This is a genomic window from Asaia bogorensis, from assembly GCF_900465345.1.
GTDB lineage: Bacteria > Pseudomonadota > Alphaproteobacteria > Acetobacterales > Acetobacteraceae > Asaia > Asaia bogorensis_A.
On record NZ_UEGO01000028.1, the window covers coordinates 26,998 to 52,525 of the forward strand.

Here is a 25,528-nt window from a genome sequence, read left to right on the forward strand (position 1 = left end):
CTTGCAAGTGCGAGTCATTCTCAATAACCGTTCGCAACATCATTCATCGACTCGCAGGGCCAACGCCATGATCACTACCCGCCGGGTACTTTCTCTTTCGACGTCACTCGCCCTGATCACCCTCGCTCCGGTTCAGGCACGCGCCCAGACAGGCAATGCCCCGTCTACCGGTCAGGATCTGGGACCTCACGCGCTTCAAAAGGTGCAAAACCGGCACACGCCGACTGGCAGCGCACACGCCTCTCCCCCATCAGCGCGTGCGGCAGCGAGCACAACGACCGCGACCGGAGCCACGCAACTGGCGCGCGCAGAAGCACGGTCCGGCACCGTAACCCGCAGCAATGGCAACGAGATCACCCTGCCGAGCGTGAAGGTTCACGGAACGAACGAAATCGCCGTGCCGCAGGCGAGCTCAACACTGACCCGCAATGACATGCTCCGTGTCGCCCCTACCGAGCCCTACATGATCCTCACAGGGCTACCAGGCGTCTATTTCCAGAATGATGGCTCCCCCTCCCTCGCGATTTCCATACGCGGCATGCAGGATTTCGGACGTGTAAATGTCATGGTGGATGGCGCCAGGCAGGACTTCCAGACCAGCAGCCATGGCGCGAATGGCAGTGTCTACGTCGACCCGGCCTTACTCGCGGGGCTGGATGTCTCTCGTGGCACGGTCTCGACCGCTGATGGTGCGGGTGCCATCGCGGGCGTTGTGAACATGCACACGCTGGGCGTTGATGATCTGGTCGATTCAGGTAAACGCTATGGCGTGATGGCACGCGCACTGGGCGGCACCAATAATTATGACGGTTCGGGCGTGGTTGGCGCAGGTGTCAGGGTGCGCCCCTGGCTGGGTCTGGCCGCAGCCTTCAGCATGCGCAGCTCAGGCGATTACGAGGATGGCGCCGGCACGCGCATTCCCGATACCTACCAGCGTATGCAGTCCGGCTTGTTCAAGATCGACATCAAGCCCGGCATGGACCAGAGCCTGACCCTGGGGACAGTCATCTATCACAATGAATTCGGACAGGGCACCGAAGGCATCTACGCGGGCAACAAGATACAGAACAACCAGGGCAATCTGGAGTAACGCTTCACACCGCACGACAACAAGCTCATCTTGCTGCACGTCAAGGGCTATGTGGTCTCCACCGGGCTGGACAATGCCATGCCGGCCTATCGCGCCAGCACCCTCGCTGCGGCCAATCTGACGAAATACAACCTGACCACGCTGGGCTTCGAGGCGGACAACACCTCGCAATTCCCGATTGGCCCCGTGCTCGCCTCGCTCAATTATGGCGGCGAATACTATCATGACTCCGTCAAGACGAAGGACCAGACGGGCTATGAGGGGTCCACCCCTTCAGGCGGGCGCGGGGTTGGCAGCGCCTTCACCCAGCTCGCCCTGAACTGGAAGATCGTGCAGCTGACGGGCGCCCTGCGCTACGACACCTATCATGCCTCTGGCAGCGGGGTTAATCAGGCCTCAGGCTTCACGTCCGTCAATGCGGGTGCCTTCAGCGCCTCCCGAGGCGCCGATGCCGTCAATCCCAAGGTAACATTGGCCGTTACGCCGGTGCATGGCCTGCAGCTTTATGGGAGCTACGGTCTCGGTTTTCGCCCGCCCGCCGTCACCGAGATGTTCATGGCCAGCTCGCATCCGGGCCTTGGCTTCCTCAAATTCATTCCCAACCCCAATCTCGCGCCTGAGCAGACCTATGGCTGGGAAATTGGTGCCAAGCTACATTATCGTGACGTGCTGACGGATGGCGACAAGGTAACATTCGACGGCGATTATTTCGACACGCGCATCAAGAACTATATCGCCCAGACGCGTGTGATCGGGCGTCCGGCGGCTGGCTCCTATATCCCGACCTACGGGTATTTCTACCAGAACATGGCGGGTAACACCTTCACGCACGGCTTCGAGGGGCAGGCGCGCTACGATAACCGCCTGGTCTTTGCAACGCTGTCCTACACCAACACGACCACAAAGCTGCCGCGCGCCGATTACACCGGCTTCGGCGCCATGCTCACCACGCCGCCACGTTCAGTTCTGGCAGGGACGGTCGGGCTGCATCTTTTCGACGACAAGCTCTCGCTCGGTGCCCGTATTCGGGCCGCTACGCAAACGCTCGGCAGACCCTCAAGCAGCACGGCGCTCTACCCCAAGCAAGGCGGTTATGTGGTGTTCGACATGTTCGGCTCTTACCAGATCACCCATCAGATTCAGGCGTTCATCAATGCCGATAACATCACCAATCGTCGCTATTATACGAGCCAGATCTCGACCATTCCCAATCAAGGCCTGACCGTTATGGGGGGGCTCAATTTCGCTCTTTCCCGCTGAGCGCAGCTTCCTGCCTCGCTAGGTATTGAGAGCGGGGGATGCGCCTCTTGCCTTTGGGCACGGGGTGCGGCAATGGCGCGGCAAACGACAAGGAGCCGCGCCATGAACGCCCCGTCCCAACCCGATGCCAGCGCAACAGCCAATCTCGAGCACGAACTCGGGCGTGTGGTCAGAAAATATCTTCATGGATTCTCAGGTCTTTTTGTTCTCTTCGTCCTCAAGCAGGGCTGGGCCTGCCTGTTTGGCGGGCTGATGCTGGCGGCCATTCTGGTCTCACACTGGATCTGGTTACCGCAATGGGCGATTGCCCGTTACGACGCGCTTTTCCTGTTCGCCATCGCGACCCAGATCCTGTTTCTTCTCTTCAGGCTCGAAACCGGAAGAGAAGCCCTGATCATTCTGGCTTTCCATATCACGGGCACGGCCATGGAGTGGTTCAAGGTGTCCGCCGGATCATGGGCCTACCCCGAGCCCGGTTTCTTCAAGATCCTTCATGTGCCGCTCTTTTCGGGCTTCATGTATGCCTCGGTAGGCAGTTACATGGCGCGTGTCATACGCCTGTTCGATATGGGCTTTGAGCCTTATCCGGATTTCAGGCTTTCACTGCTGCTGGCGCTTGCCATCTATGCCAATTTCTTCACGCACCATTATCTTCCGGACCTGCGCTGGCTGCTCGTCCTCGCGACCGTTCTTCTTTACCGGCACTGCGTCATCCATTATCGGATCGTCGATGTGTTCTGGCGTATGCCATTGCCCTTGGCCGCCTTTTTCTCAAGTATAGCCCTGTGGATTGCGGAAAATATCGGCACCTTTACGGGAACATGGCTTTACGCAAAGCGTGATTTCACATGGGTCGTCCATCCCCAGAAACTCGTTTCGTGGTATCTGCTGCTCTACGTTGCTTTCATCACGGTCACAATGCTTCTGCGGCCTGATCGTCCGCGAGAACTCGAAAACGCCGTGGAGGCAGGAGGGCGGTGAGACTGGCAGAGAGAGATTTGCTCCCTCCCCGGCATGAGATTCCGGGACGTCTCCATTCACTGGGGCTGTGCCTGCTTGTCATGACGCTGGGTCTGTTCTGTCGCCTCGCCCCTCTCGGCTTGCCTCCGATGTTCAGGAAATGGAGCGGATCCATTCTCTGGGGGGCCATGTTCTGGTTCCTTGCCCTGCTGCTCACAGGTGGGAAATCCTTGCGGGTCACGCTCCTTCTCGCTGCCCTTGGAGCCGGCGCCAGCGAGTGCATCAAGCTGGCTCATTGTGACGCTCTGGAGACGCTACGGCGCAATAGTGTGGGACATTTCCTGCTAGGCCAACAATTCTCGTGGCTCAATCTGATCGCCTACATCACGGGAATTGCGTTTGCTCTGGTCACAACGCTTGCGCTGAAATCAACACAGCACAACTAAGGTTGGAGATTTACTATATGACAGAGTGATGAATGTTTTGTTTCCGATTTGATTTTAATAAAACCATAATACTTTGACACGTCCTGTCACGATAATGACGAGCCGCATCGTGACCCTCTCGGACGAAACGGCTCCTATCAATGAAACTCAGACATCGTCTCATTATCTCGGCCAGCCTCCCTGCCCTGCTTGTCGCAATGCACCCCGCGGCGATGGCCCAGAATGTTACGGTCGCCCAGCGTGACGCGGCACAGCCAAACCAGAAAAAAAAGACGCGACAGGCCCAGCCAGCCCGCAAGCGTGCAACTGCGACAGCTGCCGAGCCAAAAACCGCGGTCGAGGCAAAATCGCCTGAATCGATCATTGTTCTCGGCGCTGGTCAGGCCCGCGAAACACAGACGATCTCCCGCACGGCCATTCAGGAATACACACCGGGTACGAGCCCGTTCAAGGCGCTGTCTAAACTGCCGGGGGTCATGTTCACCTCGTCCGATCCGCTGGGCTCCTATGAATGGTCGCAGCAGATCATCATCCGTGGCTTTGACCAGAGCCGGCTTGGCTTCACCTTTGATGGCGTCCCGCTCGGCAATCTGGCCTATGGCAATGATAACGGGCTTTCTATCGGTCGCGCCTTGCAAACCGAGAATAACGGCCCCGCCACGCTAACGCAGGGCGCAGGGGCTGTGGGTGTCGCAGCATCCAATGACCTCGGTGGTGCGCTTCAATTCACCTCCATTGATCCGTCAGACAAATTCGGCGCCGATGTCAGTGGCACGATCGGCTCCGCCTCCACCTGGCGTACCTTCGCCCGCATCAATAGCGGTATGCTCAAGGGCGGCGGCAAGTTCTATGTGTCCTATGACCATCAGGACGCGAATAAATGGAAGGGTGACGGCGTGCAGCGCCAGGACCAGGCCAATGCGAAATATGTCCAGCCATTGGGAGACAACCTGAAACTGACTGTTTTTGGCGACTGGTCCAAGCGCGCCGAAAATGACTATCAGGATCTCTCCCTCGCTCAGATCAAGACTTACGGCTATAATCTCGACAATATCACAGGCAACTACGCCCTCGCGAAGCAGATTGCCTATGCCTATCAGAATGGCACCGCCTTTCCGAAAGGCATCGAAAATCAGGATACTGTCTATTATAATGCAGGCGGCCTGCGCGAGGACGCCATGGGATATGGCAAGCTTGATTTCCGGATCAATAATCGCCTGTCCGGCTATGTCATGGGTTATGGCCACACCAACACAGGTGAAGGCGTGTGGGTTACGCCCTATACGGCAACACCCACACAGCTTGGTGGCTCCCCTCTTTCCACCCGCACGACAGAATACGATATCCATCGCGCCGGTTTCATTGGCAGCCTGACATACAAGATCGCCAACCACGCCATCGAAGGCGGGTTCTGGTTCGAAAATAACAATTTCAACCAGGCACGCCGCTTCTACCCGCTGGCGCTGGATGGCTCACCCTCCTCGACGCACTGGTATCGTGACAACGCCTTCGCAACGCAGTGGCAGAGTGCCTTCAACACCAAGACCTATCAGGTCCATCTGGGTGATACCTGGAAGATCACACCGAAGCTGAAGGTCAATTACGGCTTCAAGTCGCTGATCGTGGACAACACGGCACGCGCCATGAACGGCAGCTATCTTGGCACCCCCATGCCCACGGCCTATCCCTCGGGCTCGCTCAACGCCACCAATGGCTTCCTCCCTCAAATCGGCGCGAATTATCGGTTCAACCATAACCACGAAATCTTCGTGGATTATGCGCGCAACATGGCTGCCTTCGATAGCGCCCAGACCTCGGGGCCGTTCTCGACCACAGTTGCCGGCTTCCAGGCGCTTCAGGGCAAGCTGAAGCCCGAAATGTCCAACACGGAAGAACTCGGCTACCGCTATCACACCAGGACATTCCAGGCGACCGTGACCGGCTACTATGTCGAATTCGGCAATCGCCTGCTGGCTGTGACGCAGGGTGTGGGTATTCAGGGTAACGCCTCTGTTCTGTCGAATGTCGGCGGGGTGATCTCACGCGGTATCGATACCGCCGTGAACTGGCAGTTCGCGCCCAACTGGTCGATTTTCGCTTCCTATGCCTTCAACAACTCCTTCTATGAGGATGATGTGATGGCTGATGGCAAGGTCTCGGCCGCCATCAAGGGCAAGAACGTGGTCGGCATGCCGCGCAATCTGGCCAATGTGCAGCTTGGCTATGATGACGGGCAGATCTGGGGCAACGTGCTCATGCAGATCCAGGATCGACGTTACTACACCTATACGAACGATGCCTATGTGCCGGCCAATGACGTGTTCAACCTGAATCTCGGCTATCGCTTCAAGAGCCATAATTTCTGGCTCCGCGGTCTGGATACGCAGATCAACGTCTCCAACCTGTTCAACAAGCGCTATGTGGCGACAGTGGGCAGCAACGGCTTTATCAATTCCGATCCGTCCGGCACATTCCAGACGCTTCAGGCCGCAGCCCCGCGCATGGTTTTCTTCACGATCCGCAAGCATTTCAACTGAGTTCCGGAGCAGTCAGCATGAAACCCAGCCGTCGGCATTTCCTTCATCTCGGTGCTGCCGCGCTGGCGGGGACCATGTTGCCAGAAAACCTGCGTCAGGCCCTCGCCATCCCTGCCAATCGTGAAACCGGCACGATCAGGGATGTCAAGCATGTCGTTATCCTGATGCAGGAAAACCGGGCGTTCGATCACTACTTCGGCACCTTGCGTGGCGTGCGTGGTTTTGGCGACCCCCGCGCCGAAAAGCAGGCGGATGGGAGCCCGGTCTTTGCCCAGAAGGACGCAACAGGCCGGGCCATATGGCCTTTCCTGTTCGATACGATCCATACCTCGGCGGCCTGCCTCAAAAGCCTTGACCATAGCTGGAAAGGCACCCAGTCCGCATGGAACGAGTGGGATGGCTGGGTCCCCCATAAAAGCCCGATGACGATGGGGTATTTTACCCGCGCAGAAATTCCCTATTACTACGCACTGGCCGACGCCTTCACCATTTGCGACGCCTATCACGCTTCCATTTTCGGCCCGACCAATCCCAATCGCCTCTATTTCTTTACCGGTACAAACGGCCTTGCCGTCGGCGCTGATGGCAAACAGGCGGTCGAGAATGTCGATGACGGCAACTGGTCAGCCGATATGGCGCACGACAATCCCGCCTTCACACCTTTTGACTGGACGACCTATCCCGAGCGCCTTGAGGAGGCCGGGGTGAGCTGGAAATTCTACCAGGAATACGACAATTTTGGCGACAATCCCCTCGCCTCCTTCAGGCAGTTCCGTAATCTCGACAAGCAGGACTGGCGGTATCGTCAGGCGCGCGCTGTCGTTCCGGGCTCAAACAAGGAGAACATGCACGAACTGGAGGGGCGCTACCTGCTGGAGGCCTTCGAGAAGGACATTATCGATGGAACGCTGCCTCAGGTGTCATGGATCGTCCCACCGGCGGCCCTGTCGGAGCATCCCGAAGCGCCGCCCGGCTTTGGCGAGCATCTGATTTCCAAGCTGATCGACATTTTCGTTCGACACCCCGACACATGGGCCAAGACTGTTTTCATTCTGAATTATGATGAGAATGACGGGTTTTTCGACCACGTACCGCCGCCTGTTCCTTCATCGCAGACAGCAACTGGCCAGCTTCCGGACGGTGAGGCCTATCACGGCGAGCCTGTCGGCCTCGGGCCCCGCGTACCCGCCCTGATCATCTCGCCCTGGACAAAAGGCGGGTGGGTCAATTCGCAGGTGTTCGACCATACGTCGGTCATCCGGTTTCTGGAGCAGCGATTCAATGTTCCCTGCCCGACCATTACACCCTGGCGCCGTGCGGTTTGCGGCGATCTGACCTCTGCCTTCGATTTCAGCAAGCCTGATGCGAAGTGGTCCGTGGCTCTTCCTGATACGAGCGCGTATCTGCCCCAGACACGAATTTCCTGTGCACACCCGCCTCCGCTCGTACCAGAGCATGGCAGCCTGCCCCTGCAGGAGGCCGGTCAGCGTCCGAGCCGGGCTCTGCCTTATCGCTTCGCTGTTACCAGCCATGCCGATGCGCCGACGAAACTGGTTTTTGCCAACCCGGCTGAGCAGGGTGTAGTTTTTCGTATCCGTCAGACGGGTGAAGCAAGCCAACATCTGACCGTTGCAGGCAAGACAACCACTATGTTCCACTGTGCTGCCTCAGGCACGGTCGAGATCTACGGGCCGAACGGGTTCTACCGTCTCCATGATCCCGAAAGCGGCATTGGCCTGACTGCGCAGGCGAACGGTAACAGCCTGCATCTGTCCTTGAACTGCGCGGGACAGGGGACCGGTGCAAACGAACCCGTCGTGCTCTCGCTCATCGATCACTATACCGGGCAGCGACACGACCTTTCCTTGCAACCGGGGCAGGTTTTGCACCACACCATACCGGTTGCCGCCAGTGACCACTGGTATCACGCCGATTGCGTCACCCGTTCGGGCAAGCTTGTTCTCTCTCTCGCGGGTCATGTCGAAAACGGATCGCCCAGCCGGTCGGACCCGCATTTCGGGCGTGGGAACCCGGCCTGAAAGCCTGTCTCATCAGGAAAACGACGTGAGTAATCGTTAGCGAGAACGACACAGCCATAGTTGCGAGAACAGGGACAGGACCTCATGAAGGCGCGACCCTTTCTCCCGAGCGCGTAAGGAACGGTTGTGCTGTCGCGGGCCTGCACACCCGAGGCCGTTAGCGCTGTCGTAAAATAGACGCAAGGACAAGCCAAACTATAGACCGGGATCCACTCAGCATTGACAGCACGAGTTGTAAAGCTAGGGTCCGACCCGATGGTGTCCCGGAGACGGGATGAAAAGGGAACATGGTCGAACGCCATGACTGCCCCCGCAACTGTAGGTGAAGAGTGTGCGAACGTGGACCCGCCAAGGGTTCAGCCACTGGGACTATCCCTCCGGGAAGGCCAGTTCGCACATCATGACGCACAAGTCAGGAGACCTGCCATCACACGGGGTCACGGACGAAAACCGGCGGGCGGGGTGTCCTGCAGGTGGCAGGGGAAACACTGCCCATCGTAGTGACGTGAACACGGGATAGAACACATATCATGCGCCCCATGCGCTCACTCAGGGCTTGTCTTCTGACAGGTATCTCGCTCGCGCCTGCACTTGGCCTTCCACCACTTTCACCTGCTGCCCTCGCTCAGGAGCAAGGCAGTAACGACGAGTATATTACGGCTCATGGTGAGAGTACCGGTCTCAAGGCACGCCCAGCCATAGGAGGCCGGCTCGGACTCAGCCTCCAGCATAATCCGGCCTCGATCTCGATCATTAATCAGAAGATCATCTCGCAGCGCGGCTATGTGCATGCTGAAGATGCTGCCGATTTCGCACCGGGTGTGACCTCCGGTGGCTCGCCCGGCAACCCGGCCCAGCTCATGATGCGTGGTTTCAGCGGCAACCAGGTGCTGATCCTGCGCGACGGTTTCTATTTCGGGCCCACAACCATGGTGAACCGGCCACTCAACGCCTTCAATCTCGAGGCGGTCGAGATCCTGAAAGGCCCCTCCTCCGTTCTTTATGGCCAGGGTGCCGTCGGCGGTACCGTGGATATGCGCACGCGCACGCCGGACATGGATCATGTGCGTGCCAACGCCCTGCTCTCCTACGGGAGCTTCAATAGCTGGAATGCTGGCATTGGCGGGTCAGTGCCCCTCACCCATACCCTGGCGATACGAAGCGATTTCAGCCGGACCTCATCTGATGGCTATGTCAAAGGCGCCAACCCGCGCAGCAATGACTGGACCACCACGCTTCTGTGGCATCCGGACGCGAAGTTCACGGCACGTTTTACCGTCGATTACCTGACCGATAATCTCTCGACCTATTACGGAGCGCCGCTTGTACCGGGCTCCGCTGTAAAAGACGCAGCTGGTGGGTTGCTCCATTCCACTCAGGGACTTGTCATCAGCCGAGCCTCGCTGTGGCGCAACTATAACGTGGCCAACCCACGGGCCAGCTCCGTGAATGCGACGCCGACGCTGCATCTGGACTGGGCTGCCAGTGACCATGTCTCACTGCATGACAAGGCCTATTTCCTTTATGCCAAACGTCGCTGGGACAATGCCGAGACCTACAGTTATATCGCGTCACCCGGCGCCACTGATGCGAGCGGACAGGCAATCATGCCCGGCCGGATCGGCCGCGATCGTTTCTATGTCTATCAGAACCAGCATCAGCTTGGAGACAGCGTTGATGCGCGTTTCGATTACCCCCTGTTCGGGTTACGCAATCGCCTCGTGATTGGCGGAGATGCCTACTACATTCGCTTCATCCGCAATCGCGGCTTTCCCGATGCGGATTACGCCGACAGCGTCTCATTGACGAGCCCTGAAGGCGGCGCACTCGGGTCATTTGCCGGGGAGTATCCCTACCGTAAATCTCCCACGACCATGATCGACGCGGGGCTGTTTCTTGAGGATACCCTCTCGATCACCGACAGGCTGCGGCTGGTGGGAGGGTTCAGATATGACTGGCTTTCGCTCGACAGGCAGAACTTCAACCAGAATGGCCAGTTCAACGCATCTACCAGCTTCAGGGGGCATTACAATCCGGCCAATTTCCGCATCGGTCCGGTTTTCGACCTTTTGCCCAATCTGAGCCTGTATGGGGTATATACCACGGCTGAGGACCCACCGGGCTCCAATCTTTTCCTTGCCAATCGAGGGCAATTCTCCCGCTTGAGTCACTCGCGTCAGGGAGAGATTGGGCTCAAAGCAAGCGCTCTTTCGGGACGGCTCGTCACAACCTTGTCCTTCTTCGATATCCGTAGGACGAGGGTGCTGGTCCAGACCGGACAGGATAGCGTTTCGACAGCTGGCAGCCAGAAATCGCGTGGTCTGGAGTGGCAGGCCGATTGGCGCATTGACCGGCACTGGAGCGTCTCGGGAAATGTGGCCTATACCTATGCCCGTTACGGCACATTCTTCCCGAATGCCTCGACCGATGCGAGCGGCAATCAGGTTCCCGACGTCCCGGCGGTAACGGCCAATCTATGGGGCGTATGGTCGAGCGTTCTCGACCTGCCGCTCGATCTGGGCGCGGGCATGCGTTACGTCTCGGCACGCAAGGGTGATTATGCCAATACCCTTACGCTCAAGGACTATGCCCTTGTGAACGTGTTTGCTGGCTGGCACGTCTATAAGGGGATCACCCTGTATGGTCGTATAGATAATCTTGCAAACAAGCATTACGTGCAATGGGCCGATACCAGCTATCCAAGCGAGGTACTGATCGGCGCGCCGCGCTCATTCACGATCAGCATGCAGGCCTCCTTTTGAAGGCGTGGGAGGCGAATGCCTCCCTCGTTATCCAGGAAGGGATCACCTCCCCTTGCTGAACGTCCCCTGTGTCATTGAAGCCGATCAGGCCCGTCGATAGAGCGCGACGGGTCAGAAAGTGCCATGTTTCTGTTCGGGGGTCGCGAAAAGCGCGATCAGACGCGAAACCCGTCGCGTGAGGCGTGGATGGGTCGACATGATCTCCACCATGAAGCCAGCCATGCCTGGCACTTGTGCCTCCTGCTCGGCGAAAGCCTCAGCATTCATCGACGTATTGAGGCGTCGTGCTCCGCAGGCGAGCATTTGCAACGCCCCTACGCCGTCGCGATAATCCGGCAGGATCGATGCACCTACGGCATCGCAGCTATATTCGCGTCCGCGTGAATAGGCACGGTAAAGGAACGGTACCAGATAGGCCGGCGCACGAAGCAAGGTCTTGAAGCCGTTGAGATGCCCAAGCACATGATGGGCGATTTCATGACCCATGATGAAACGAAGCTGCGCATCTGTATCTGTCTCGATGATGGCCGAGGTCAGGAACACATAGCGTCCACGAAGCAGGCGTATGGCAAAGGCATTTGTGATACCATGGGAGTTATAGATGAAGGCGCGTGGGATTTCACTCAAGCCGAGTGTCTGACTGACCTCAGCAAACGTCGCGTAAAGATCGGGAAACTGCTTGGGTGAGAGCGCGACCATGTTGCCGAGCGCATATGCACGATAGAGCGCCGCAGCGACAAGGCTAACGACGCAGAACACGCCAAGATAGATCACGAGAACCACGAGGTGAACCGCCGCGCCTGGACGGGCCAGCGCCGCCACAATAAAGGCCGCCAACACGAGAACCCAGATGATGATGCCGAAGGCGGTCAGTACCCCACCATACAGCACTTCTCTGGAGTGACGATATTTTCTCAATTCAGATTTCACAGCGTTCCAGCGCCTCTATTCTTATTGGTTTGTTCGACAAGCGAGGCCGACCGTAACAATAGAAGCGCGAAACTGCATGTGATTTACCGTATCAAGCGAAGATATGCGGCATAGAGCGCCTGCGCCGTCGCAAGACCGTGGCGATGATTTCCCTTGAAGCAGGTATTAAGCTATCTTTTCGTGCTCAACCGAAAGGACAGGTATGAACGATTTTACGGCGCTCATCGCGGATCTGGGCTTGTTCGTGTTTGTCCCCTGGGTCCTTTGGCGCCTGCTCGGTCGCGCCATACCGATAGCGGTTATACCGATCCTCATTGGTATCCTTGCCGCAGTCTGGCATATACCTCTCAAGTCTATCGGTGTTCCCTCCTTCTACGGCGACACTATTGGATGGGTTGCCGTTCTTGTGCTGGCTTTTACAGCGGGAATGGAGATGTGGCAGCACCCCGAGGGTGACAAACCGGAGGGCCAGATTCCCGCGCCAGGTTTGCCCCGCCTGTTTGGAGGGGCGGCTTCAGCCTTGGGCGGACCATTCCTTATTGGTACCGTTCTCGTTTACTACTTTTTTCTGCCTCTGCCCGGGTGGCACGCTCCTGCTGTCTCACCACTGATCGGCGCAGCTTCGATCGGCCTATGCGTCGCCGTCAGTGCGTTACCGGTGCTTATCGGCATCGTCCGCGAATTGCCGGTGAGGGACAAGCCGATCGGGCAGCTGGCACTCAAGCTCGCCGTCATAGATGACGCCACGCTCTGGATCGGTCTCGCTCTTCTTCAATTTGCGGCTGAGCGCCAATCGGCTATGCATAGCTGGGGTTTTAAACAGTGTCTCGCGATTATTCTCCTGATCGGCCTTGGTGTTATTGGCTCTCTGGCTTCGCGTCACATACGAAATCCGCCCAAGGCTGTCATATGGGGCGTTGTACCCATCTATCTTGTCATCGGGTCATGGGCCAGCATGACGCTTGGCCTGCATGAATTGATCGGCGCGTATTTTGCCGGCGCATTCATGCCGCCCTCATGGGTGCGACGTCTGCCTTTCGAGGCTGTTTCCACATTCTGCCTCATCTGGCTGGCACCGCTCTTCTTTGGCCATAGTGGTCTACGCATCGACGGAGATGCGCTGACTTGGCCATCCGTCCTGGCATCTTTCTCGCTTGTGCTGATTTCTATCGTGACGAAGATGGGGTCGATCTATCTCATCCCCCCCTCGTCGGACCTCTCAAAACGTCAGACCCTCAGCCTTGGGGCATTATTGCAATGCAAGGGCTTAATGGAGATTGTCGCTGCGACCATCCTGAATGAGCAGGGCATGTTGTCTGAATTTGCTTTCGCATCGCTCATGGTTCTGGCTGTTATCTCAACCGTGCTCACCGGCCCCATGTTCCATATCCTGAAGCCCAGACCTAGATGATCAATGCGTGGGTGACCGGCGATGACATACCTAGACACATATGCTCGAATATTTTGTTTGCTGCGCGTTCCAAAACAGGATTCTTCCTCTAGGCCGGAAGCTCCCAACGCTATCGCGAAACTACACAAGACCAATCAGAGGCGGTAATTCATCGCCTCTGATATTGCGCTTCTGGATGTCGTGCAGCCCATAGCCCGAAGAAACAAAAGTGCTGATGGTTATTGCACGAAACCGCGCCTTCTCGGACTATCATGGTAATAAGTTGCAGTAGCGTGTGCGCTAGAAGCAATTTGAGCCCCTTCCTCTATGCTGCCTGCCTGGGCGGCGAGGCGTCGATCCGTCATGCGATCGGTCTTTTACAGCGTGAGTTGCATACCGACATGTCACTGATGGGCGTGAGTTCGTGTGAGGCATTGCGTAAGGAGATGTGCATCTGATCGGGGCGGCAGGAAGAGAATATTGTACGTTTAGGCTCAGGCTTCTCCTCCGATCTGCGCTGCGGCCAGACCAAAACCCGCACGAAATCAGGTGACGTTCGAGGCGACGGTCTATAGGCGGACATAGGTTTGTCCCGGACGATTATGTCTGCCGACGAGGCCAGCCAGACGCTGGTGACTGACGCATGGTCACCGCGCTTATCAGAATGATTTTGGATCGCCCAAGCGACGGGCTGTTGAGTAGGACGATCATGAGAACGAATGAGCACTCGGATCATCTTTCTCGTCTAGATCTAGCTTTTGCTCTCCCCCGCCCCTATCGAAGCCGTCGCAGCGGACCTGTCGGCCTAAATGCTCCATAACTGGCCCTGCGCATGCCGGGTGGTGCACGCGCATATGTATCTTTGGAGAGACTGCAAAGTGTGTTGTGCGTGATGCACAAGAGCACAAGAGCACAAGAGGGGGCAGATTGAATGCGCTGTCAGACGCGGGCTTGGGATGTGAAGCCGGGAACGCCAAAGACGCCTTGTGCTGTGAAGCTGAGGCGTTGTGTTGGTATGATGTGGGGATATTTGGTTGCGGGGGCAGGATTTGAACCTGCGGCCTTCAGGTTATGAGTTAGGGATTTGGGCCTACGCCCCTCCCCGCCCGAGCCGACAGAACTACGCCCAACCACGCAGAACCCCTTATTTTCCTTGAAAAACTGTCCCATCAGGCTACGCAATTGTCGTACCGGCTACGCCCGGTTTCGCATTCATCTGTTTCCTATGTGTTTCCTGCGATGGAGGCAAGCATGGCCAAGCTCAGCAAGAAAACTGTCACCGCTGCCGAACCGGCAGAGAAGGATTATTTCCTCTGGGATGACAGCATTCCAGCCTTCGCAGTCCGGGTGTGGCCGTCCGGCCGAAAGGTGTACGTCATCCATTACCGCTCCGGCGGCCGCATGCGCCGCTACACGATTGGGCAACATGGGAGCCCATGGACGGCCGATCTCGCGCGTGAAGAAGCCATCAAGGTTCTTGCACGGGTTCATAGCGGCGAAAATCCCTCGGATACTCGCGTAGAAGAACGCAAAGCGATGACCGTCAGGGAAGTTAGTAATCGTTTCCTGGACGAATATGTGGATGTCCACCTCAAACCAACGACCCAGAGCGAGTATAAGAGATCTGTGGATCTGTTCATCGTTCCGAAATTCGGGACATGGCGGATGGCAGATATATCGCGTGCGGACGTCTCCGAATTTCACGGGGATCTACGACATATCCCTTATCAGGCCAATCGGACGCTCGGCGTACTGTCCAAAATGTTCAGTCTGGCAGACCTCTGGGGTATTCGGACGGACGGTCTCAACCCGTGCCGCGGCGTTCAGCGCTATAAGGAAGAGAAGCGCGAGCGTTATCTAACCCAACAAGAATATGCGCGCCTCGGCGCCACACTCAATGAAGCAGAGGATATGCCAGAGGCCGTCTGGGCGATCCGTCTGCTCGTCCTGACAGGTTGCCGGCTACGTGAAATCCAGACTCTGCAATGGAGCTACGTTTTCTTCGACCAATCTGAATTGAGGCTGCCTGACAGTAAAACCGGGGCCAAAATCGTCCAGATCGGACAAGCGGCCATGAACGTAATCAAATCCATCCCCCGGTTAGAGGACAATCCTTATGTCATTACCGGACGGAAAAAAGGTGGCTATCTGATTGACCTGCAAAAACCCTGGCGCCGCATTCGCAAAGCCGCGAGTCTGGACGACGTCAGGATTCATGATCTGCGCCATTCCTTCGCTTCTGACGCACTGGAAATGGGAGCTGACCTGACGATGATCGGTCGTATGCTGGGACACAGCGATATCAAGACGACAGCTCGTTACGCTCACTTAAAGCGGGAGAACGTGAGGCTCTCAACCAACCTTGTGTCCGAGAAAATCTCCTTGGCGCTTTTGGGTCGCTAAAATACAATCAATACAGAAAAATCTCCTCTAGTTTCGAATGATAGAATATATATCGTTAATATGTATCTAAATATTAACAAATCAATTTGAAAAGGGAGTTTTTTTATTTTAGAAATTTCATCAAACCCTTAAAAGGGAATTCTATATCTTTTGATGAAATATTTTCATCACGTCATTGAAAGGTATTGGGGAAGGGAAATGAAGAAATAAGCGTTATCTTCCAATGCACAGACCATGCGTAAACGCGCGCCCACACAGATCGGGAGAATGACAATGTCGAGAATGATCGTCATCGGCGGCACGGGCCATATCGGAACATATCTTGTGCCAGCGCTTGTTGATCAAGGGCACGACGTGGTCAGTGTCAGCCGGGGACTGGCCAAAAGCTATGTCCATAACACCGCCTGGGATCGCGTCGAGCAAGTCACGGTGGATCGCCAAGAGGAAGAAAAAGCTGGCACGTTCGTTGAACGCATCGTCGGATTGAAACCGGACATCGTCATCGACCTTATTTCTTTCAATCTGGCAAGCACCCGGCCACTGGTCGAAGCGCTGCGTGGTAAGATCGAACATTTCCTGCATTGCAGCACGCTCTGGGTTTACGGACATACCGCCGCAGTACCAGCGGGTGAGGACGAGCCTCTTAATCCCTTCGGCGAATACGGTATCGAGAAGGCTGAAATTGAAAAATGGCTTATGCACGAGGCGCGTACCACCGGCTTCCCCGCGACAATCTTTCGCCCCGGTCAGATCGTTGGCGAAGGATGGACCCCTATTACGCCCCTCGCGAACGACAAGGCAGACGTCTTTTCCCAAATGGCTCGTGGGGAAGAAATCGTCCTTCCCAATCTCGGACTGGAGACGGTGAACCATGTTCACGCGGCCGACATTTCGCAACTGATCCAGCGTGCAATGACAAATCGCAGCGTTGCAATTGGCGAGACGTTCAACGCAGTTTCAGATACGGCGCTGAACCTGAGAGGCTACGCGGAGACGATCTTTACGTGGTTTGGTCTTGAACCGAAGATTGCTTATGCTCCCTATGAGGAATGGATGAAGCTGCAGCCCACGCCAGAAGAAGCCCATCACTCCTGGGAGCATTTTGCGCGGAGTTCGTGCCTGTCTATCGAAAAAGCCCGCCGGAAACTCGGTTATGAGCCTGCCTACAGCAGCATAGCTGGCGTCAAGGAATCAATTGCGTGGCTTATCGAGAACGGCAAGGTGGAAAAGCCCCAGGCGTGGAGGTAATCGACCAAAAAAATTTATGGCTTGATTGCCTTCGTGATCAATACCGTAGCGTTTGAAGAAAAGAAGATTGTGGCACGTGCCGGCAAGAAAGGCTGAAATCCGAAACATGTCCGTAGCACGCTCCCAGCTCACCGATTTCACCTACTTTCTAGCCATCGCCAGACATCGCAACTTTCGATTGGCCGGTCTGGAAATGGGGGTGAGCCCCTCGGCGATCAGTCATGCGCTAAAGGGGCTGGAAGCAAAGCTTGGCGTGCGTCTCGTTAACAGAACGAACCGCAGCGTGACTTTGACCGCCGCAGGTGAAGAGTTTCGTGATTCAATTGAAGTGCCGCTGAAAGATATCGATCAGGCCGTGGAACGGCTGAACAAACATCGTGAATGCCCCCAAGGACGCATCCGAATTAACGCGCAGGTGGATGCCGCACACACGATTTTACCCCCTGTTCTGGCACTCTATGCAGAGCGCTATCCCGAAATAAAAATCGAAATTGAAGCTACGGACCGTCTGGTAGATATCACCCATGAGGGGTTCGATGCCGGTATCCGTGTCAGTGGGACCGTGCCGGAAGACATGGTGGCACAGCGTATTTCAGGCGACTTGCGGTGGATTGTCGCAGGAGCTCCAGCGTATTTTCAGCGGTTCGGTATCCCACAGACACCGAGCGACCTTAAAAATCATCGCTGTATCAATGGGCGATTAGGCGACGGGCGTATCTATCAATGGGAATTCGAAGGACCTGACGGCGAGTTTTCAATGTCGGTTCCGACCCAGTTTGTCCTGAATGATCGTCCCACGATGTTGGCCATGACGTTGGCTGGCTCCGGTCTTATGTACTGTGTTGAGCCCGTGTTTTCCCCCTACCTCAAAGGTGGCGGGCTTCAGATTGTACTTGAAGAATGGGCTGCCCGAGGTGAAGGGTATCAAATCTACTATTCCAGCCGAAGGCAGGTCCCGCTCGGTTTGCGCCTGTTGATCGATCTTATCCGGGAAGTTCGTCCCTTAGGTTTGTAATTCACACATGAATTCAGGACATCTCCCGGTAAACACGCCCGTCATGTGAGGATGCGGCCCTACGTTTTTTCATGATTATTTAAAAGTCCATAAACATGCTGATAAGCAGATTCAATTTCGGCAGGAATGTCGACATGTGGGATGAAGCCTCGTCCCAATGGGCCATAACCGTTTTCGTCGTCTCGTAAACGGGGAATTTCTCCCATGATCAGGGATAAAAATCGCTCAGGACTCCACAACCCAGACGGTAACTCCGCAGCATATGCCGTGATCCCGTCTTGCATCTGGAGACGAGGCACAAAGGTCGGGCAGCTATAAAAACGGCTTCACAGGACGCTTCCTACCAGACCTTCAGGAAGGTCGGTTCACTGCTTTGGACCATGCTCCGAAAGTTTACTTTCAGAGCGATGGCATCCTGTACTAACGACTGCTTCAAGCCCACAGCGGTGTCGCACGCGGTCGAACTGACGGCCGAAAGAATTAGTCGAAGCATCCGAAGCGGCTATGCTACTCTCGCCTTCATGTCGGCCAAGTTGAGGACGAAGCCGCCGTTCCTTACGATATGGCTTCAACGGCTTTCCGGAGTGGCAGACGTTCATATATTTTCTGATCGTGTCGATTTGCCGTTATTTTCCCGAAGAGGATGGTGATGATGCCGAGCATGGGTAGCTTCCCGAAACGCGTAGCCGAGAATATCCTTCCATTGTCGGTCGCAGGGACTTTGCCCATTGCCTTCAGGGAATGGCACTTCACTGGCCAAACCATTGATCACGAGGTGCCGGTGGAGACCTGCCGTCTTTGCGATAAGGAGGGTCTTCGATACCATTTCGAGATCCGAAACGATCAAACGGGTCATAGCCTCAACGTCGGTTCCGAATGCATTCTTAAATTCCAGGTTGCAGTCTTCGAGGAGGGCCGCGAGCTCAGACCGGACGAGGCACGTAAAGCCCTTGCTCAGAGGATGCGGCTGATGCGGCTCGAAAGCTGCCTGCGCGCGCTGGAACGCCTCGCCGCAGCTGAAGCGAATGACATTCTTTCTAGTGCGCTTGCATACTACCAGCTACATAAATCGCTGACGCCAAAATTCGCAAACGTCGTGTTCTGGCGCTTGCAGGCCAACGCGATTGACCACGACCCCACATTCTTCAAGGTGCGGCTAGATAAGGCGAGCTATGTAAGCAATCTTGGCGCAATGCCTAGGCGCAACGTCCATCGTATCTGGAAAGCGCTGACTTCAGCCCAGCGCAAAAAGGCGATTGAGCTCGGCCATTCCGCACCGCCAGAGTGAGTGGGTCAGACAGACATTGATCAGCGATGCAATCTCAGAGCTACCAATGCAGGAGGCGCACGGGCTGATCGAGTTGCTTTTCAGCAACCATCTGAACACCATCGGCTAACCGTCTGCAAATTGGATTCGCTGCATTTTTTTCGCTGGATTAATTTGGCATCTGATCAACTGGCTCTTGGGACTAAGCGAACCTACCGATAGAGTAGGTTGCATTCAGGGGGTGAGATGATCAAACTTACAAATGTGCATGTCGAGGGTTTTCGTCTTCTCGAAAATATCGAGATTGCCGTGGAAGCGAGTACGACTGTTGTTGTCGGTCGCAACAATAGCGGCAAGACCTCCCTTACAGAAGTGTTCGATCGGTTCCTTGGTGAGAGGGCAGGCAAGTTTCGCCTTGAAGATTTTGCCGCTGCAGTCCGACCAAAGTTTCTCTCAGCGAAAGCGCTTAGAGATGACGAGGACACCACCGCCGAGGCCGTGCTTACGGATTTGCCGGTTATCGCACTCACGCTAACCTTCACCTATGATCCGTCCGCCGACGATCTCGGCGCGCTGTCGCCTTTCGTCATCGATCTCGATCCTGATTGCGTCACTGCCATCGCCAGAATCGAATATTCGCCGGCACTTAATACGGTCCCGATCCTACTCGACCTGCCGGACCTAGAAGATGGGGTGACTGCCCAGGAGAGGCTCTCTCACCATTTGCGGGATGCTATCCCCAAGGCTTATGCTATTCGTTGCTTTGCGATTGATCCTACCGACGCAACCAACCGACGCGCGTTCGATAAAACAGCCGAACTCACGTCATTGATCCATACTGGCTTTATCAAGGCTCAGCGAACTCTCGATCTTGGCAAACGTGGCGACACCGACGTAATTGGGAAGCTTCTCAACAAGCTGTTCAAGACCGCCAACACGCCGACCGCATCCGTAGATGATCAGTATATTGCCCACGGGCTCACTGCATCGGTGGCCGATCTCGAGCAGGCGATGCAAGGAGACTTTGACGAGCGCCTGAAAGCCTTGCTGCCCGCGCTCAACATTTTCGGCTTCCCGAGCCTCAACGATACCGAGTTGCGACCTCAGACGACGATCGATGTGGAGAGCCTTCTCACCGACAACACCCGCATTCTCTATACCGGTGCCGACGGCGTTCATTTGCCCGAAGGTTACAACGGACTGGGTACTCGCAACCTCATTTATATTCTACTCCAGCTTGAGGCACTGCATAAGGCCTATCGCAGCTCCGCGATACGGCCAGCGACCCATCTCGTGTTCATCGAGGAACCAGAAGCCCACCTCCACCCCCAAATGCAGGAAGTGTTTATTGGCCAACTCAATGCGGCCGTCGCCACGCTCTCCGAAAAATATCCCGGCGAGCCGCTCTGGCAGGCACAGTTTATAGTTTCGACCCATTCTTCGCACCTTGCCAATGCAGCTCAATTTGATGCGATCCGCTATTTTCTGAACGAGCCGACTGCGCAAGCCGGTGTTCGCCGAACCAAGGTGAAGGATTTCCGCCGCGGGGCTGAAGCGATCAGCACTAAGGACCGCCGTTTCCTCCAACAGTACATGACTCTCACCAAGTGCGATCTGTATTTCGCAGACAAGGCCATCCTCGTAGAGGGAGCTACTGAACGGATCCTGATGCCGCGCATCTCCAAAATAGTGGATGTAGACCTACCCGCGAAAAACAAGCTCAGTCGCCAATATATTACTACCATTGAGGCGGGCGGCGCGCACGCACAAGTCTTCTATCCGCTCCTTGAGTTTCTGGAGTTGAAGACACTCATCATCTCAGATCTCGATGCAGTGAAACTCCTGAATTCTAAATGGCGGAAGTGTCCGTGCGCAGACGGCGAACGTACGTCAAATTCGGCGCTCAGAGCATGGTTCAACGAACCTCATATCTCCGTCCACGACCTAATCGCGAAGACCACAGCCGACAAGACGAGAGGTTTCTGTCGCATCGCTTATCAAATGCCGGAGGACGGATCACCTCATTGTGCGAGAAGCTACGAGGACGCGCTCATTCTCGCTAATCTTGCCGACTTTCAGATATCTGATGATGCAGAGGCCGCCAAGAATGCGTGGGAGACCGCGCAGGATTTTAAGAAGTCGGAGGAGGCGATCAAATTTGCCGTCCGTGAAGAGAATTGGAACGTGCCTCGGTACATCCGCGAAGGACTAATTTGGCTGTCGGAGCCACCACCGCCATCTGCTGCTCCGCCGCCGATCGTTCCGTCCGACAAGCCGGAGGAGTCAGCGATATGACGCTTCGGCCCCCGTCGCCAGCGGTCATCGCGGCCCAGCATGCACAAGAGAGACTCGAAGCCTGCCTAGAGGCCGGAGAGGACTTTCGTCTCGAAGCGGGCGCGGGAGCAGGTAAAACCTATTCGTTGGTCGCGGCTCTACGGAAGCTTATCGCTGAGCGGGGTACCGCCTTGGTGAGCGCTGGACAGAGAGTGGCTTGTATCACCTACACCGAGGTAGCTCGTAACGAGATCGCTCAGGAGATTGAGGAGCATCCAGCCATTCTCGTGAACACAATCCACGGGTTCGGATGGTCCTTTATCGCACCGTTTCAGAAGCAGCTTCGCAATCTCGTCGCTGCTCAGGAGAACCGTCAGGAAGCGATCAAGCTCGCCGGGGGTATCCATAATCAGACAGTCGAATACAGCCTCGGCTACTTCGGGATCGACGATAAGCGAGTCTCTCTCCATCACGATGATATCCCGAGATATCTCGCTGCGTTGCTCGGAAATAAGAAGTTTCAGAGGATTTTTAGCAGCCTGCATCCCGTACTGTTTATCGACGAGTATCAGGACACTGACCCGGTCGTTATGACCGCGCTCTCGGATAATTTCTTCGCAACCGGCACGGGGCCGACTATCGGCCTGTTCGGCGATCACTGGCAGACGATCTATCGTAAAGACTATAAACTCGCCGAGTTTCCCAACGTCGAGCTGATCGACAAAGGCTCCAATTTCCGCTCCGCCCCGGTCATCGTGGACGTTCTGAACAAACTCCGACCTGAGCTTCTTCAACAGGTGGATGACGAAGCTGCACAAGGCGAGGCGCGTTTCTTCTTTTGCAATGCCTATACGGGCGAGCGATTGGATTCCCGAAACGGAAAAGCAGAGCTGCCCACGGAGCTATCCGTGCGCTTCATCGACAGCCTCAAGATGCGATTGCAGGCGGAGGGGTGGGACTTCGATCCGGTAAAAACAAAGATCCTGATGCTCACGCATAACGCCATCGCGGCTGAGCGTGGATACCCAAACCTTGCTAACATCTTCCAGCACAAGGAGGCCTTCTCAAAGAAGGAGGACGCGACTATCGCATTCCTTGCTGATACTGTTGAGCCGATCTGCCAAGCCTACATCGCCGGTAATTATGGCGAGATGTTCCGTCTTATGGGCAGTCTTCCCACGATCCGAAAATCCGCCGACAAGACAGAATGGCGTGCGCAGATGGACCAGCTCGTTGCGCTTCGTATTGGCGGCACGATCGGCGAAGTTATCGATCTTCTCAAAAGTACACAACGGCCGCGTCTTACGGATCGGGTTACCAAACGCGAATCCGAGATCACAGCCCTTGGCCCCAATGAGACACCGGACGAATCCAACTCACTCAAGCGACATCGCGCGCTACGAAACGTGGCTTATCGCGAGTTGGTCGCGCTCGTGGAATTCATCAACGGCTTCACCCCGTTTGCTACGCAGCACAGCGTGAAGGGCGCCCAATTTGAGAATGTGCTCGTCATTCTCAGCGCCGGGTGGAGCCACTACAATTGGCCGAAATTTCTCGAATGCCTGCAAGCCGAAAACATCCCTTCCAAGGACCAGGCGAGCTTCGCGCGATGGCGGAACCTCTTTTATGTCGCTATCTCGCGGCCGAAGAAGCGACTTGCCATTCTAGCAACTCAAACGCTTGGACCACAGGCGCTTGCTGCAGCGGCACATCTATTTGGCGCTGAGAATGTGGTATCGCTACCGATGCCTCCTGAGCCAACATAGCGGCTTCAGGTGGGCGTGATGGTCTGCCTGCGGTGTTCGCCTTTCTGATCACTTAAGCTCAGCTATTGGGCGCGATCCCAAGTAAATAAACAAAGAGCTTAGACTGCGGGCCAGCCCTAAAGCCGACATTCCGTTCACCCTCCTTAGCTGCTTGTATGTTCGAAGAACAAACCCAAGACACGACTTGCGCCTCATATCCGCTGTTCGGCGGATATAAACCTGTCTGCCTGCAACGCGCCTATCCCGGTCCTCATATACCTTAGCAGAAACTGACAGACAGCTTGAGCGATAACAACCCCGCATCCGAACAAAGTTGCCCCACTTGGCGTCGAACACATTTCCAGCCGCTGTAGACGATGTAGTTACTGCCGCCAGCACAACATGGGTGGCTGGAGACACCTAACCTGATCGTCGCCCCGGACCGGCATTATGCTTGTCCATAGGCACTTTTCAGGTTTAAATTCATCGTGAAATTCAAATCGTTTGTAAGGCACATGGCATACCGTTGGACACGTCATCGGGTCTTTGACTCGGCTGGTAATGATAAGACCGGACTATCCGCCATCAGCCTGTTAGGCGTAGCCCGTGCTGCTGCGGAGGAAACCCTACAGGGTTCACCACTAGTGAGCGCATGGCTGAAGTTATTTAGCACGCAAGTCAGTCAGCATGACCGCTATTGGTTGCGATGGCGCGATGATCTTGCCGAAAGTGCCGAATTGCGGCGCGCTTATTCTGGACTGTACGGTAGGTTCTTCGCCCGTGCGCTATTGACGCACCATCTTGGCTTGACGCGCTTCCTTTCGTTGAAGAGAAACGGCCTAGTGATTCCAAAGTCCGTTCGCGTCGATCGTCAGGTTACTGGCGACATACCCGATTGGATAGCCTGGGATGATCAGGCGTCGCGCTTCGTGCTCTGCGAAGCCAAGGGTAGCCTCACCTCAAACGACTTCCTGTCCGCAGGCGGTCCGAAGTGCGCGCATGATGGGAAATCGCAGTTCGAGCGAGTTAAGACGTTCGACGGCACAACGGAAATTCATCCCGCCAAGTGGGTTGCCGCCACCCGCTGGGCTACCGATCACCGCCAAGTAAAGCCGACCACAATCTTATGGGATCCACCCTCGGATTATCGACCATTCTCCCCGGAGGATGCGAACCGCCATCGAGGTGCAATGAGCCGGGCTTGGCTGGCAAGCATCGCACCTGGACTGGGGTGGCACTCTGCTGAAGATCTGTTGTCGAAGGAGCGCGGTCGGGAAGCCGTGGTCGTAATGACCAAGCCTGGGCCAGTCCCACCGGAGATGGAATGGCCTGTAACTGAGGACTTAGACGAGATCGACAATCTTAGAGACCTTGGCGCCTTTACCCAGGCTACGCATCAATTTGAGACATCGGTTACTACACCGCGTATCTCCAGAAGGCAGCAGGATAATCTGACAGAGGCCAACATCTACCCCGATCGAACAGCGTTGGAGCCGCGCCCGCAGGAGAAAACCGGCCATGAAGGTGCTTACCTCATATCGCTCATCACTCGGTTCGGGGTGCGCCCGATACGGACGAAAGAAGACTTCGACCTTGTTCAACGTGAGCAGGATCGAGCTCGTCGCCTTGAGGAGCCCGCCATGCTGGTAGGTCTGCCAATAGGATTTGATCCACAGGCTCGTGACGCAGGCGTACAGTGGATGGACGAGGGCGGCATTGCGGCAAGAAATGATCTTGCGATCTTTGACCTGCGGATGATCGAGACGGAGCGTTTGGAATCGAGACTTTTGAGCTAGAATCAGGATTTATAGCCAGAATCATGAAGGTTGCAGCTAGACACACGGCGGAGAAGAAGGCGGTCGGACATCTATCATAGCACGTGATGACCCGTCGCCAGTCTTTGAGGCGACCGAACATGATTTCGATGAGGTTGCGACGTTTGTATTCTCGCTTGTCGTATTTGACTGGTTCTCTGCGGAATCGCCGTCCCGGGACGCGAGGTCTGATCCCTTTTTCCTCCAAGCCATCTCTGAACCAGTCAGCATCATAATCCCGGTCCGCCAGTGTCCATTGCGCCATAGGCAGGCTGTCCAGCTGAACAGAGGCCCCGGTGTAATCACTGAACTGTCCTGCTATCACGAAAAGCTCAGCGGTCGGCTAAA

17 protein-coding genes, 1 pseudogene and 1 riboswitch are annotated in these 25,528 nt (G+C 55.9%); of the genes and pseudogenes, 16 read left to right on the plus strand and 2 right to left on the minus strand.

Going from position 1 to position 25,528, the window contains the following annotated elements; genetic code table 11:
• The first annotated feature begins 67 nt into the window (after positions 1-67).
• The 7 genes from ED655_RS09415 (at position 68) to ED655_RS09445 (ending at position 11,094) form a co-directional block, all read left to right on the plus strand.
• Positions 68-1,090 carry a TonB-dependent receptor plug domain-containing protein gene (locus tag ED655_RS09415; protein ID WP_122049961.1) on the plus strand — a complete coding sequence of 341 codons (1,023 nt, stop codon included), beginning with the start codon at positions 68-70 and terminating at the stop codon, positions 1,088-1,090.
• A 30-nt stretch (positions 1,091-1,120) separates the two neighbouring features.
• Positions 1,121-2,350, plus strand: coding sequence for a TonB-dependent receptor domain-containing protein (locus ED655_RS09420; protein WP_122049962.1), 1,230 nt, complete (start codon positions 1,121-1,123; stop codon positions 2,348-2,350).
• A 102-nt stretch (positions 2,351-2,452) separates the two neighbouring features.
• The gene (locus ED655_RS09425) at positions 2,453-3,331 is read left to right on the plus strand and encodes a DUF817 domain-containing protein (protein WP_122049963.1); all 879 of its coding nucleotides are present in this window, start codon (positions 2,453-2,455) and stop codon (positions 3,329-3,331) included.
• 17 nt (positions 3,332-3,348) lie between these two features.
• Positions 3,349-3,756, plus strand: coding sequence for a DUF2809 domain-containing protein (locus ED655_RS09430; protein WP_122049964.1), 408 nt, complete (start codon positions 3,349-3,351; stop codon positions 3,754-3,756).
• A gap of 140 nt (positions 3,757-3,896) precedes the next feature.
• Positions 3,897-6,293: a TonB-dependent receptor gene (locus ED655_RS09435; RefSeq protein WP_240993592.1), complete on the plus strand. Its 2,397-nt coding sequence runs from the start codon at positions 3,897-3,899 to the stop codon at positions 6,291-6,293.
• 17 nt (positions 6,294-6,310) lie between these two features.
• On the plus strand, positions 6,311-8,332 hold the full coding sequence (locus ED655_RS09440; RefSeq protein WP_122049965.1) for a phosphocholine-specific phospholipase C: 2,022 nt from the start codon (positions 6,311-6,313) through the stop codon (positions 8,330-8,332).
• 239 nt (positions 8,333-8,571) lie between these two features.
• A riboswitch (cobalamin riboswitch) is annotated at positions 8,572-8,775 on the plus strand.
• Between the two features lie 87 nt (positions 8,776-8,862).
• Positions 8,863-11,094, plus strand: a complete 2,232-nt coding sequence (locus ED655_RS09445; RefSeq protein WP_240993593.1) for a TonB-dependent receptor — start codon at positions 8,863-8,865, stop codon at positions 11,092-11,094.
• A gap of 111 nt (positions 11,095-11,205) precedes the next feature.
• On the opposite strand, the gene ED655_RS09450 is transcribed toward ED655_RS09445, so the two are convergent.
• Positions 11,206-12,024 (minus strand): M48 family metallopeptidase, encoded by an 819-nt coding sequence (locus ED655_RS09450; RefSeq protein ID WP_122049966.1) that lies wholly within the window; start codon positions 12,022-12,024, stop codon positions 11,206-11,208.
• Between the two features lie 202 nt (positions 12,025-12,226).
• Here ED655_RS09450 and ED655_RS09455 point away from each other — a divergent pair, with 202 nt between their 5' ends.
• From ED655_RS09455 to ED655_RS15570, 9 genes are all read left to right on the plus strand, one after another.
• Positions 12,227-13,435, plus strand: coding sequence for a cation:proton antiporter (locus ED655_RS09455; RefSeq protein WP_122049967.1), 1,209 nt, complete (start codon positions 12,227-12,229; stop codon positions 13,433-13,435).
• 251 nt (positions 13,436-13,686) lie between these two features.
• Positions 13,687-13,872, plus strand: coding sequence for an alpha-hydroxy-acid oxidizing protein (locus ED655_RS16080; RefSeq protein WP_122049968.1), 186 nt, complete (start codon positions 13,687-13,689; stop codon positions 13,870-13,872).
• Positions 13,873-14,665: 793 nt separating this feature from the next.
• On the plus strand, positions 14,666-15,817 hold the full coding sequence (locus tag ED655_RS09465) for a site-specific integrase (protein WP_122049999.1): 1,152 nt from the start codon (positions 14,666-14,668) through the stop codon (positions 15,815-15,817).
• A 273-nt stretch (positions 15,818-16,090) separates the two neighbouring features.
• Positions 16,091-17,065, plus strand: a complete 975-nt coding sequence (locus tag ED655_RS09470) for an NAD-dependent epimerase/dehydratase family protein (protein WP_122049969.1) — start codon at positions 16,091-16,093, stop codon at positions 17,063-17,065.
• A 106-nt stretch (positions 17,066-17,171) separates the two neighbouring features.
• Positions 17,172-18,080 carry a LysR substrate-binding domain-containing protein gene (locus tag ED655_RS09475; RefSeq protein WP_122049970.1) on the plus strand — a complete coding sequence of 303 codons (909 nt, stop codon included), beginning with the start codon at positions 17,172-17,174 and terminating at the stop codon, positions 18,078-18,080.
• Between the two features lie 649 nt (positions 18,081-18,729).
• Complete coding sequence (locus tag ED655_RS09485) at positions 18,730-19,368, plus strand: hypothetical protein (protein ID WP_205836022.1); 639 nt, start codon at positions 18,730-18,732, stop codon at positions 19,366-19,368.
• Between the two features lie 225 nt (positions 19,369-19,593).
• Complete coding sequence (locus tag ED655_RS09490) at positions 19,594-21,642, plus strand: ATP-dependent nuclease (RefSeq protein WP_205836023.1); 2,049 nt, start codon at positions 19,594-19,596, stop codon at positions 21,640-21,642.
• On the plus strand, positions 21,639-23,387 hold the full coding sequence (locus ED655_RS09495) for a UvrD-helicase domain-containing protein (protein ID WP_122049972.1): 1,749 nt from the start codon (positions 21,639-21,641) through the stop codon (positions 23,385-23,387). Before ED655_RS09490 ends, ED655_RS09495 begins: the two co-directional genes overlap by 4 nt.
• 467 nt (positions 23,388-23,854) lie before the next feature.
• Positions 23,855-25,162 (plus strand): hypothetical protein, encoded by a 1,308-nt coding sequence (locus ED655_RS15570; RefSeq protein ID WP_162993471.1) that lies wholly within the window; start codon positions 23,855-23,857, stop codon positions 25,160-25,162.
• Between the two features lie 9 nt (positions 25,163-25,171).
• Here ED655_RS15570 and ED655_RS09500 read toward each other — a convergent pair.
• Positions 25,172-25,508, minus strand: a pseudogene (locus tag ED655_RS09500) (transposase); the annotation flags it as partial.
• Positions 25,509-25,528 lie beyond the last annotated feature (20 nt).

Bases quoted from the DNA above. Each gene is read 5' to 3' on its own strand.
- ED655_RS09470 (WP_122049969.1), top strand. From the start codon at position 16,091: ATGTCGAGAATGATCGTCATCGGCGGCACGGGCCATATCGGAACATAT.
- ED655_RS09475 (WP_122049970.1), top strand. From the start codon at position 17,172: ATGTCCGTAGCACGCTCCCAGCTCACCGATTTCACCTACTTTCTAGCC.
- ED655_RS09440 (WP_122049965.1), top strand. From the start codon at position 6,311: ATGAAACCCAGCCGTCGGCATTTCCTTCATCTCGGTGCTGCCGCGCTG.
- ED655_RS16080 (WP_122049968.1), top strand. From the start codon at position 13,687: ATGGTAATAAGTTGCAGTAGCGTGTGCGCTAGAAGCAATTTGAGCCCC.
- ED655_RS09455 (WP_122049967.1), top strand. From the start codon at position 12,227: ATGAACGATTTTACGGCGCTCATCGCGGATCTGGGCTTGTTCGTGTTT.
- ED655_RS09495 (WP_122049972.1), top strand. From the start codon at position 21,639: ATGACGCTTCGGCCCCCGTCGCCAGCGGTCATCGCGGCCCAGCATGCA.
- ED655_RS09490 (WP_205836023.1), top strand. From the start codon at position 19,594: ATGATCAAACTTACAAATGTGCATGTCGAGGGTTTTCGTCTTCTCGAA.
- ED655_RS09445 (WP_240993593.1), top strand. From the start codon at position 8,863: ATGCGCCCCATGCGCTCACTCAGGGCTTGTCTTCTGACAGGTATCTCG.
- ED655_RS09485 (WP_205836022.1), top strand. From the start codon at position 18,730: ATGATGCCGAGCATGGGTAGCTTCCCGAAACGCGTAGCCGAGAATATC.
- ED655_RS09425 (WP_122049963.1), top strand. From the start codon at position 2,453: ATGAACGCCCCGTCCCAACCCGATGCCAGCGCAACAGCCAATCTCGAG.
- ED655_RS09415 (WP_122049961.1), top strand. From the start codon at position 68: ATGATCACTACCCGCCGGGTACTTTCTCTTTCGACGTCACTCGCCCTG.
- ED655_RS09465 (WP_122049999.1), top strand. From the start codon at position 14,666: ATGGCCAAGCTCAGCAAGAAAACTGTCACCGCTGCCGAACCGGCAGAG.
- ED655_RS09435 (WP_240993592.1), top strand. From the start codon at position 3,897: ATGAAACTCAGACATCGTCTCATTATCTCGGCCAGCCTCCCTGCCCTG.